Below are 10932 nucleotides of genomic sequence, written 5' to 3'. Positions count from 1 at the left end.
CAGGAGCAGCACCGACGGCGAGGAGGTCGTGGTCGAACACAGCAACTGCTGCGCCTGCTCGGCGATGGCGGCGCCGGCGCGTTGCATGAGGGTGTAAGGAGGCAGGGCGGACAGGGCCGCTTGTTCAACCTGGCGGATCTCGGCAACGGAATGGAGCGCGCTCATGATCGGGGTGGCAGGGACGTTGAGTGGATGGGCGTCAGTGCAGCAGGCAGATCTCTGAAACCCGCGAAAGATCGGCGCTGGGGAGCCAAGTGCAGAAAAATTCACCTGCTCAAGCGCTGGTCACGCGGGTGCTTGATTTTAAGTGAATTGTTCTGCCAGCGCAGGCACTTCGGTGATTTTCATCGATGAAAAGAATGCACGCGGCCGGCCTGCACCGCGTGGTTCGGCAACTGCTCGCTCAGCCGAGCACGTCACGCGGCAGCAAGCCTTCGACCGGGATTTCGCAGTCATCGCCGCTGATCATGTCGCACAACAGGCGCGCCGAACCGACGCTGGCGGCCCAGCCGGTGGCACCGTGGCCGACATTGACGAAGACGTTGCCTTGTCGCGTCGGTCCCACCACAGGCAGGCCGTGCGGCAGCAGGGCCATGGTATTGCTCCAGAAATGCGCCTGGTTGTAGTTGGCGGCATTGGGGTAATAGTCGCCGGCAATCTTGAGCAGGTTGCGCAGCGCCTTGGGCGGCAAGGTCTGGCTCTGCGGCACGAAGCCCAGCAAACCACTGATGCGGATGCGGCTGCCCAGGCGCGTCATGCTGACCTTGTAGCTGTCGTCATGCAGGGCCATGCTGGGTGCATCATCCGGATTTTTCACGGGTACCAGTGCCGAATAGCTCTGCAGGGCCAGCAGCGGCAGGTCGGTATCGAGCGGACGCAGCAGTTCGGCGCTGGACATGCCGGCTGCCACCACCACGGCATCAACCCGCATTTGCGAGGCCAGATGAGGCGAGCTGACGTGCAGCGTCAGGCGGCCGCCGAATTCGGCGTTGATCGAGGTGACGGTGGAATCGAAATGGAAGCTCACCCCCAACTCCTGGGCCGCATTGCGCATCTGCTTGGCAAACAGCACGCAGTTGCCGGCCATGTCTTCCGGGTAGTAGAGCGCGCCGGAGAGCTTCGCTTCCGACGAGAAGGCCGGTTCCAGTGTGCGGATGCCGGCCGCGTCCAGGGCCTGGTGCTTGAACTCGCATTGGCCGGCGGCTTCCTCCAGCTGCGCCATACGGGCCGCTTCGGCCGGTTGGCGGAAGAGGTGGAACACGCCCTGGCCATTTTCATGGTCCAGGTTGTGATGGGCCTGCAATTGCAGGGTCAGGCTCTGGCCGTAGGCCGACAGGCGCGTCAGGCGCAGCTTGTTCCCGGCAAAATCGTGGTGCTGGGCCTGGCGCGTGGCGCGCATCCAGCGCCGGCGGCCGAAATCGGTACCGGGGGCCAGCAGGACCCGCGGCTCGTCCTGGAAGCGGCAGGCGAAGGTCGCCATGGCACCCGGCAATGTCAGCGGCATGGCCGCCCCCGGTGCCAACAGTCCCGAATCGCCGAAGGTGGCTTCTTCGGCCACGTGCGCACGGCGCTCGATGACGGCAACTTCATAGCCTCTGGCGGCCAGGAAGTAGGCGCTGCAAATCCCTGAAAGTCCCCCGCCGATGACGGCGATCTGTCGTTGTGTGCTGTTCACTCTGTTCGTCTTGGAAGCGGCAGGGCCGCTGTGGTCGTGGGCATCGGCCATGGATCGCCGGGCTGGCCCTGCGCCGATGCGGGCCGAATGATACCGCGAAATTTCCTTGCAGTTTGGATATTGCCGCAGGGCTACGTGCGTCCTGCCCGAAAGGGGGGACATTTTCTGCTTCAAATGACAACGTCTGGCGACACGGCGCGGATGACAGCGGTCTGCTGCATCGCGCTGCCGCCCGCTTGGAGGCAGGGCGGCCCCATCGCTCGCTTTGCGCGGGACTTGGCGCGGTGTCCACTGTATAATGCCGGCTCTGCCAGCAAACGCGCGCACGATCCATCATTCCGCCAGTCCCCGACCTGCACGATTTTTCCTTGTGCAATGCGTCATCCGGGGCGGTTGGTGTCGGTGGACCGGTCCCTGCCGCGATGCTGCGACGGTTTTCCCGATTCAAGCTAACTGCCTCGACCTCGCCATGCTGATCCTGCCGGGCTCCAATGCCCTTTCCGCTTTCCGTACCCAACGCCTTCTGACCCAATTGCAAGCAGTGGATGCCGCCATCACCGGCGTATCCGGCCGCTATCTGCACTTCGTCGACGCCGGCCAGGCCCAGGCCCTGACGCGGGAGGACGAGGCACGCCTCAACGGCCTGCTGACCTATGGCGATCCCTTCAATGGCAGCGACGAGGGCGATGCCTTCGTGGTGATCCCGCGCTTCGGTACCATCTCGCCGTGGGCCAGCAAGGCCACCGACATCGTGCGCAACTGCGGCATGGGCCACATCCACCGGGTCGAGCGCGGCATCATCTTCCGCGTGCAGGTCAAGACCGGCCTGCTGGGGGGGACCAAGAAACTGAATGAAGCCAGCATCCCGGCCGTGGCCGCGCTGCTGCACGACCGCATGACCGAAACCGTGCTGCGCGATCCGCAGGACGCCGCCGGCCTGTTCTCGGAACTGCAGGCCAAGCCGCTGGAATCGGTGGACGTGATCGGCGGCGGCCGTGCCGCGCTGGAACGCGCCAACACCGAACTGGGCCTGGCCCTGTCGGATGACGAGATCGATTACCTGGTGGACGCCTTCACCAAGGCCCAGCGCAATCCGACCGACGTCGAACTGATGATGTTCGCCCAGGCCAACAGCGAACACTGCCGCCACAAGATCTTCAACGCCGACTGGACCATCGACGGCGAAAAGCAGGACAAGTCGCTGTTCGGCATGATCAAGAACACCCATCAACTGGCGCCCAAGGGCACCGTGGTGGCCTATTCGGACAACTCCTCCATCATCGAGGGCGCGACCGTCTCGCGCTTCTACCAGCGCGGCGCCACCAAGGGCAACGTCTATGAAGCTTCGGACGAGCTGACCCATATCCTGATGAAGGTCGAAACTCACAACCACCCGACCGCCATCTCCCCGTTCCCGGGTGCCTCTACCGGCGCCGGCGGCGAGATCCGCGACGAAGGTGCGACCGGCCGTGGCTCCAAACCCAAGGCCGGCCTGACCGGCTTTACCGTGTCCAACCTGATGGTCACCCATGCGGTGCAGCCGTGGGAAAACGCCCGCGACGTGGCCCAGCCGGTGGACCAGCGCGATGAACACGCCCAGGGCGGCATCTACGGCAAGCCGGAGCGCATCGCTTCGCCCTTGCAGATCATGATCGACGGCCCGCTCGGTGGCGCGGCCTTCAACAACGAATTCGGCCGTCCCAACCTGGGCGGCTACTTCCGTACCTACGAGCAGAACGTGGGCGGGCAGGTGATGGGCTACCACAAGCCCATCATGATCGCCGGCGGCATGGGCAACATTTCCGCCAAGCACACCAAAAAGAACGACCTGCCGGTCGGCAGCCTGCTGATCCAGCTGGGCGGCCCCGGCATGCGCATCGGCATGGGCGGTGGTGCTGCCTCCTCGATGGCTACCGGCGTGAATACTGCCGATCTGGACTTCGACTCGGTCCAGCGTGGCAATCCGGAAATGGAACGCCGTGCCCAGGAAGTCATCAACGCCTGCTGGGCGCTGGGTGACGACAATCCCATCCAGTCCATCCACGACGTGGGTGCGGGCGGCCTGTCGAACGCCTTCCCGGAAATTACCAACGATGCCAAGCGCGGTGCCATCTTCGACCTGCGCAAGGTGCCGCTGGAAGAAAGTGGCCTGGCTCCGCGTGAGATCTGGAGCAATGAATCGCAGGAGCGTTACGTGCTGGCGATCCTGCCGGAACACCTGGATCTGTTCAAATACCTGTGCGAGCGCGAGCGCGCCCCCTTCGCCGTGGTCGGTACCGCCACCGAAGAACGCCAGCTGAAAGTCATCGACCCCGAGCACAACAACAACCCGGTCGACATGCCCATGGATGTGCTGCTGGGCAAGCCGCCCAAGATGCACCGCGACGTGCAGCACGTGGAGAAGCAATTGCCGCCGGTGGACCTGACCGGCATGGAGCTGGTGGACGTGGCCCAGCGCGTGCTGCGCCTGCCGGCCGTGGCCGACAAGTCCTTCCTGATCACCATCGGTGACCGCAGCGTCGGTGCCATGACCGTGCGCGACCAGATGGTCGGTCCCTGGCAGGTGCCGGTGGCTGACGTGGCCGTGACCGCCATGGGCCTGGAAGGCTACCTCGGCGAAGCCATGGCCATGGGCGAGCGTACCCCGCTGGCCGTGATCGACGCCCCGGCTTCTGGCCGCATGGCCGTCGGTGAAGCCATCACCAACATCGCTGCCGCCCCCATCGCCGAGATCGGCGACATCAAGCTGTCGGCCAACTGGATGGCGGCCTGCGGCCAGCCCGGCCAGGACGCCGCGCTGTTCGATACCGTCAAGGCCGTGGGCATGGAGCTGTGCCCGGCACTGGGGATCTCGATCCCCGTGGGCAAGGATTCGCTGTCCATGCGCAGCACCTGGAGCGATGAAGCCGGCGCCAAGTCGGTGACCTCGCCGGTCTCGCTGATCGTTTCCGGCTTTGCGCCGGTGACCGACGTGCGCCGCGTGCTGACCCCGCAACTGCGCAAGGACAAGGGCGAAACCGTCCTGATCCTGATCGACCTGGGCCGTGGCAAGAACCGCATGGGTGCCTCGGCGCTCACGCAGGTGATGCAGCAGATCGGCAACGAGACCCCGGACGTGGATAGCGCAGAAGACCTGAAGGCCTTCTTCAACGCCATCCAGCAACTCAATACCGAAGACCGCCTGCTGGCCTACCACGACCGTTCTGACGGTGGCCTGTATGCCACCCTGGCCGAAATGGCCTTTGCAGGTCACACCGGCATCTCGGTCAACCTCGACATCCTGACCATGGAAGCCGAGCACGCCGCAGACTGGGGCGATTCCAAGAACTGGACCACGCAAGTGGCCGAACGCCGCAATGAACTGACCCTGCGCGCCCTGTTCAGCGAAGAACTGGGTGCGGTGATCCAGGTTCCGGCCGAGCAGAAGTCGGACGTCATGAACGTGCTGCGCAGCTACAACCTGGGCGCGTGCAGCCACATCATCGGCAAGCCCAACGACCGCGACGTGATCGAATTCATGCGCGACGCCAAGAACATCTACAGCCAGCCGCGTGCCGAGCTGCACCGCGTCTGGAGCGAGACCAGCTGGCGCATCGCCCGCCTGCGCGACAACCCGGCCTGCGCCGATGCCGAATACGAACGCCTGCTGGATGCAGCCGATCCCGGCATGACGCCCAAGCTGACCTTCGATCCGCAGGAAGACATCGCCGCACCCTACCTGTCGCTGGGCGCAGCGGCGCGTCCCAAGGTCGCCATCCTGCGCGAGCAGGGCGTGAACTCGCACATCGAGACCGCCTATGCCATGCACAAGGCCGGTTTCACTGCGGTTGACGTGCATATGAGCGACCTGATCGCCAACCGTGCCAAGCTGGATGACTTCAAGGGCTTCATCGCCGTGGGCGGCTTCTCCTACGGTGACGTGCTGGGCGCCGGCGAAGGCTGGGCCAAGACGATTCTCTTCAATGCGCAGCTGGCCGAGCAGTTCTCGCGCTTCTTCCAGCGCCAGGACACCTTCTCGCTGGGCATCTGCAACGGCTGCCAGATGATGAGCAACCTGAAGTCCATGATCCCGGGCGCGGAAGCCTGGCCCAAGTTCACCCGCAACAAGTCCGAGCAGTTCGAGGCGCGTTTCGTGATGGTGGAAGTGGCCGATTCGCCGTCCATCTTCATGCAGGGCATGGCGGGTACCCAGGCACCGATCGCCACCGCCCACGGTGAAGGTTTTGCCGACTTCTCGCAGACCGGTGACATCGACAAGGCCCTCATCGCCATGCGCTACGTCGACCATCGCGGCGCGGCCACCGAAGCCTATCCGTTCAACCCCAACGGTTCGCCGCAGGGCATCACCTCGGTGACCACCCCGGACGGCCGCTTCACGGTCCTGATGCCGCACGCCGAACGCGTGTTCCGCACCGTGACCCAATCCTGGCACCCTGAATCGTGGGGCGAGGATTCGCCGTGGATGCGCATGTTCCGCAATGCCCGCAAGTGGGTGGGTTGAGCCGGAAATGGCTTGAAATGAAGTTTCCTGTTCCGACTGCCCGCTGTGCGGGGCACTCGGGCAGGGGCTGAAAAAGCGGGATGAAAAAAAACGCAGTTCCTTTCGGAACTGCGTTTTTTGTTTCTGCTGCGCGGTCGGGTGATGACGCTTCCCCGAAGGAAAGCGCCATCCTCAAGCCGGATCAGAAGATGTGACGAATGCCAACGCCGACGGTGGTCAGGTTGCTCTTGCCGTTGGCCGAGTTGGTGATCTCGTACACGGCAGCATCCTTGGCCTTGTTGTAGTCCACGGTGGTGTACAGCTGGGTGCGCTTGGACAGGGCGTATTCGGCCACGCCAACGATGGTGTAACGCTTGCCGTCGCCGACATTGCCCAGGGTCTGGTAGGCCACGTTCTTGCTCTTGTCGTAGTACACGCCGCCGGTCAGGCTCAGTGCAGCGGTCGCCTGGTAGTTGGCACCGAAGAAGTAGCCATCATCCTTGCGTTCCACGCCGACGGTGTTGCCATTTGCGGTGTTGGCCAGCGAGTAGTTGGTGGTTTCCATGAATGCACCGTTCACACCGGTTGCATCCTTCATGCGGTAGTAACCGGCGAAGACCTTGGCCGCGCCGAACGCGTAGGAAGCCGACAGGTTGTAGGTCGTGGCCTTGTTGCGTGCAGCCGTGGCGTCCACGGTTTGCTGGAAGCCGCCACCGATGGCGAAGCCACCGTTGTTGTAGCGCAGGGCGGTGCTGATCTGGCTGCCGCTGCGGGTCGAACCGGCTTGCTCGCCGAAGGCGTAGCTCACGGAAGCGGCCACGGGACCGAACTGGCCGTCATAGCGCACGGTGTTGTCGCTGCGCACGCGGGTAGCGGCAGCCGGCATCCAGGAGTTGGTTTCGTAGTTGCCGACGGTCAGCGGATCGAAGTGATCGGCCATCAGGTCGAACAGGGCGGTGTTCTGGCGGCCCACGGAGACCTTGCCGAAATCACCGGCCAGGCCAACCCACGATTGACGACCGAACAGACGGCCACCTTGTTGGGCGGCGCCGGTGTCGCTGCTGAAACCGTTTTCCAGACGGAACACTGCCTTCAGGCCGCCACCCAGGTCCTCGGTCCCCTTGAAACCGATACGGCTGTTGGAAATGGCGCCATTGTCCATGCGCACGTTGCTGCTGCCCTGGGCATTGTCATTGCTCAGATAACGAATGCTGGTGTCGACGATGCCGTAGATGGTCACGGAGGACTGGGCAAAGGCTGCGCCGCCGGTGGTCAGGCCGGCTGCCAGCAGCAGCATGGAACTCTTCTTCATAGGTTTCTCTCCAGAAAGCACGATGTTGTGTTGTTGATGGTGCCGCGGATCAGCCTTGTGTGCCTCTCCCCGAAACACCTCTTTTATCGCCGCGACCGCATTCAACGTGGCCGGCCGCAGCCTGTCCCTATTTGGAACTGGATCGAAGAATATCAGAACGATGGTTCGCAAAATGCGCGAAATGCTGCAGGAAAATTCCTCTTTTTTAATTATTTAGTGAATTTATATGATTATGAAAAATTCATTGCGTAAATTTTTTATAAAAATAAATCTTCACTATGAAACTTGATTTGTGTCTTCCGTATGACAGGAAGGCCAATTTCAGCGGTTTTTTGGAGGAAATCCGGGGTTTACGAGCGACTTTTTGACGTTTCAAGCAGAACTTGTGCGTGCAAACGTAGCTAAAAAGCAACATGCCCGGCAAGGAAACCTGGCCGGGCATGCGGGGAGAGCGATGAAGAGGAGGGCGCGCGGCCGTCCTCTTCGGCGATCAGGGCGTCAGGCTTATTGCACCTTGGCCTTGGCGCGCAGTTGCTCCTGGTAAGCCTGCAGCTTCTTCTGTTGCAGGGCTTCTGCGATCTGCGGCTTGACTTCTTCCAGGGTCGGGACCTTGGCAGCACGCACATCTTCCAGCTTGATCACGTGCCAGCCGAACTGGGTCTGCACCGGAGTCTGGGTGATGTCACCCTTCTTCAGGGCCACCATGGCGTCGGAGAACGGCTTGACGAAGGAGGCCGGGGTCGCCCAGTCGAGGTCGCCACCGTTGGCTGCCGAACCGGTGTCCTTGGATTGCTTGGCCAGGTCTTCGAACTTGGTACCGGCCTTCAGCTTGGCGATGATGGCTTCGGCGTCTTCCTTCTTGTCCACCAGGATGTGGCGGGCGTGGTATTCCTTGTCGCCGGCCTGGGCCTTGAACTTGTCGTATTCGGCCTTGATGTCGGCGTCGGAGACCGGGTTCTTCTTCAGGTAGTCGGCGATCAGGGCGCGGATGACGATGGACTGGCGGGCCAGTTCCAGCTGGTTCTTGACGTCGGTGCTGTTGGACAGGCCTTGCTTGTCGGCTTCCTGCATCAGGATTTCACGATTGATCAGCTCTTCCTTGATGGCACCGCGCAGTTGCGGGCTGTCAGGCTGGCCTTGCGCAGTCATCTGCTTGACCATCAGTTCGGCGCGGGAGGAAGGGATCGCCTTGCCGTTCACGACGGCCAGGTTTTGAGCGAAGGCCGGGATGGAAGCGATGGCGAACAGCAGCACCAGCAGACGAGCGGGTTTGAATGTCATTGTTTAATCCTAGAAAAGAAAGGAATGAATCAAAACGGAGAAGAAAAACAGGAGGGGCTTGGATAAAAGCAGGCGTCGGTCTTTGTTCTTGGTCTCAGTTCGTTGCCTCTGATGGGGAGAGCGCCACTATGGCCAGCGCATGGATCTCCTGCTGCATCAGGTCGGACAGGCAATCATACACCAGCCGATGGCGGTTCAACCGATTTTTGCCCGCGAACAAGTCGGAAACCAGGCGGATCCTGTAATGTCCTCCGCCAGAGGCGGCACCGGCATGTCCAGCATGCAGGGCCGACTCATCCTCGACCAGACAGACCTGCGGCGAGAAAGTTGCAGTCAGGCGCTCGGTGATGCGCTGCACGCGGGTGTCAGCGGCGCTCATTCGGCATCCTTCATGTACTTGGAGAGGAACAGGCTTTGCCCGATGATGAAGGCAAACATCAGGCCCATGCTGCCGAACATCTTGAAGTTGACCCAGGTATCCAGCGAGTAATTGAAGGCGATGTACAGGTTCAGCACGCCCATGACCGCGAAGAACACGATCCAGGCCAGGTTCAGGCGCGGCCAGATCGCTTCGGGCAGGGTGACCTGCTTTTCCATCATGACGCGGATGAGATTTTTCTTCATGAACAGCTGCGACACCAGCAAGGCCAGGCCGAAGGCCCAGTACAGGATGGTCGGTTTCCACTTGATGAAGGTATCGTCACGGAAATAGATGGTGGCACCGCCAAAGACCACGATGATGGCCAGTGACACCCACAGCATGCCGTCCACCTTGCGCCGGCGCAGCAGCAGCCAGGCGATCTGGCCCAGCGAGGCGACGATGGCGACCGCGGTCGAGAGCAGGATGGGGGCCTGGCTGGCCGTGACGGCACCGGCCGACATGGCCCCGCCCAGGTATTGCATCACCAGGTCCTGCGCGGCCGAGGGATGGCCCTCGGCCCATTTGAAGACGCCGAAAAACAGGATGACGGGGAACAGGTCGAACAGAAACTTCATCGGGTTGGCTTCTTCAGTGAGTCAATGAAACGGTGGAGGAGCGGCTTACGCCGGGTCGAAACGCAGCGAAGCCGAATTGATGCAATAGCGCAGTCCGGTCGGCGGCGGGCCGTCGGGGAAGACGTGGCCCAGGTGGGCGTCGCAGACGTTGCAGATGATCTCGGTGCGAATCATGCCATAACTGCGGTCCACTTTCTCGCGCACGTTGGCTGGATCGATGGGTTCGAAGTAGCTGGGCCAGCCGCAGCCGGAATCGAACTTGGCATCCGAGGTGAAGAGCGGCGTGTCACAGCAGACGCAGGTATAGGTGCCGGCTTCATGATGATCCCAGTAACGGCCGGTGAAGGCGCGCTCGGTGGCGGCTTCGCGGGTGACCTGGTACTCCATCGGGTCCAGTTGTTCGCGCCATTGCGCTTCGGTCTTTTCTACACGTTTGTTCATGCTTGGCTCCTTGGGGGATGACGGGCGGCGGGCAACTGCGACCTGCTCAGGAAGAAAGTTTCAGATGTGTCAAAAGTCAGGCCATGCTTCAGGATGAGCAGCTCACTTCCAGGTGACGGGCCCACTCCGGCGGCAGCGCCGCATAGCGCTCGAATTCGGGCTGTTCGTCAAAGGGATGTTGCAGGATCTGCTGCAGGCGGGCCACTTCCCTGAAATCCTTCTCCAGCGCACGGTCGATGGCTTCCTGGGCGAGGTAATTGCGTAGCACGTACTTGGGGTTGACCGCGTGCATTGCAAGCCGGCGGGCAGCGTCGTCGCTGTCTTCGGCGCGCAGGCGGGCGCGGTATTGCGTGGCCCAGGCATCGAAGGCGGGGCGGTCGAGGATGAGATCGCGTACCGGCTCGTCGTCAGCCGTATTGCCGATGCGCAAGTCGCCCAGGCGGCGGAAGAACAGGGTGAAGTCCACGCCATTGGCTTGCAGGATGGCAAACAGCGCTTCGATCAGTTGCTCATCCTCGGGCTGTTGCGTGCGCAGCCCCAGCTTGGCGTGCAGCAACTCGGCATGGCGCGCCTGGAAGATGGCTTCATAGTCGGCCAGCGCCGCTTCGGTCTGCTCCACCGAGCCGATCAGCGGCAGCATGGCCTGGCCCAGCGCGAAGCAGTTCCATTGGCCGATGCGCGGCTGCATCTGGTAGCTGTAGCGGCCCTGGCGGTCGGTGTGGTTGCAGATGTGGCGGGGGGCGGAGG

8 protein-coding genes and 1 pseudogene are annotated in these 10932 nt (G+C 62.4%); 1 reads left to right on the top strand and 8 read right to left on the bottom strand.

The window, feature by feature from the left end; translation table 11 throughout:
* Positions 1 to 165 (bottom strand): annotated as a pseudogene (locus tag B3873_RS08660) (bifunctional ADP-dependent NAD(P)H-hydrate dehydratase/NAD(P)H-hydrate epimerase); the annotation flags it as partial.
* Positions 166 to 403: 238 nt separating this feature from the next.
* Positions 404 to 1675, bottom strand: a complete 1272-nt coding sequence (locus tag B3873_RS08655) for an FAD-dependent oxidoreductase (RefSeq protein WP_286865311.1) — start codon at positions 1673 to 1675, stop codon at positions 404 to 406.
* A gap of 469 nt (positions 1676 to 2144) precedes the next feature.
* Between B3873_RS08655 and purL the strand changes: the two genes are divergently transcribed.
* The gene (purL, locus tag B3873_RS08650; RefSeq protein WP_286865310.1) at positions 2145 to 6176 is read left to right on the top strand and encodes a phosphoribosylformylglycinamidine synthase; all 4032 of its coding nucleotides are present in this window, start codon (positions 2145 to 2147) and stop codon (positions 6174 to 6176) included.
* A 181-nt stretch (positions 6177 to 6357) separates the two neighbouring features.
* Here purL and B3873_RS08645 read toward each other — a convergent pair whose 3' ends face one another.
* The 6 genes from B3873_RS08645 to B3873_RS08620 all read right to left on the bottom strand — a co-directional run.
* Positions 6358 to 7467 (bottom strand): porin, encoded by a 1110-nt coding sequence (locus tag B3873_RS08645; RefSeq protein WP_286865308.1) that lies wholly within the window; start codon positions 7465 to 7467, stop codon positions 6358 to 6360.
* A gap of 504 nt (positions 7468 to 7971) precedes the next feature.
* On the bottom strand, positions 7972 to 8748 hold the full coding sequence (locus B3873_RS08640; protein WP_039788199.1) for a peptidylprolyl isomerase: 777 nt from the start codon (positions 8746 to 8748) through the stop codon (positions 7972 to 7974).
* Between the two features lie 94 nt (positions 8749 to 8842).
* Positions 8843 to 9127, bottom strand: coding sequence for a BolA family protein (locus B3873_RS08635; protein ID WP_039788198.1), 285 nt, complete (start codon positions 9125 to 9127; stop codon positions 8843 to 8845).
* Complete coding sequence (locus B3873_RS08630) at positions 9124 to 9744, bottom strand: septation protein A (protein WP_039788195.1); 621 nt, start codon at positions 9742 to 9744, stop codon at positions 9124 to 9126. Before B3873_RS08630 ends, B3873_RS08635 begins: the two co-directional genes overlap by 4 nt.
* 45 nt (positions 9745 to 9789) lie before the next feature.
* Positions 9790 to 10185: a peptide-methionine (R)-S-oxide reductase MsrB gene (gene msrB, locus B3873_RS08625; RefSeq protein WP_034335690.1), complete on the bottom strand. Its 396-nt coding sequence runs from the start codon at positions 10183 to 10185 to the stop codon at positions 9790 to 9792.
* Positions 10186 to 10273: 88 nt separating this feature from the next.
* Positions 10274 to 10932, bottom strand: a 659-nt coding sequence (locus B3873_RS08620; RefSeq protein WP_286865301.1) for a protein adenylyltransferase SelO family protein, incomplete at its 5' end; no start/stop codon positions are given.

Origin of the sequence: Herbaspirillum sp. UBA812, assembly GCF_002296545.1 — a bacterium.
In the GTDB taxonomy this organism is placed as follows: domain Bacteria; phylum Pseudomonadota; class Gammaproteobacteria; order Burkholderiales; family Burkholderiaceae_D; genus Herbaspirillum; species Herbaspirillum huttiense.
The sequence above is the reverse complement of the archived record's forward strand: the minus strand, read 5'-3'. Positions and strand labels throughout refer to the sequence as shown.

Bases quoted from the DNA above. Each gene is read 5' to 3' on its own strand.
- B3873_RS08635 (WP_039788198.1), bottom strand. From the start codon at position 9,127: ATGAGCGCCGCTGACACCCGCGTGCAGCGCATCACCGAGCGCCTGACT.
- B3873_RS08645 (WP_286865308.1), bottom strand. From the start codon at position 7,467: ATGAAGAAGAGTTCCATGCTGCTGCTGGCAGCCGGCCTGACCACCGGC.
- B3873_RS08640 (WP_039788199.1), bottom strand. From the start codon at position 8,748: ATGACATTCAAACCCGCTCGTCTGCTGGTGCTGCTGTTCGCCATCGCT.
- purL (WP_286865310.1), top strand. From the start codon at position 2,145: ATGCTGATCCTGCCGGGCTCCAATGCCCTTTCCGCTTTCCGTACCCAA.
- msrB (WP_034335690.1), bottom strand. From the start codon at position 10,185: ATGAACAAACGTGTAGAAAAGACCGAAGCGCAATGGCGCGAACAACTG.
- B3873_RS08630 (WP_039788195.1), bottom strand. From the start codon at position 9,744: ATGAAGTTTCTGTTCGACCTGTTCCCCGTCATCCTGTTTTTCGGCGTC.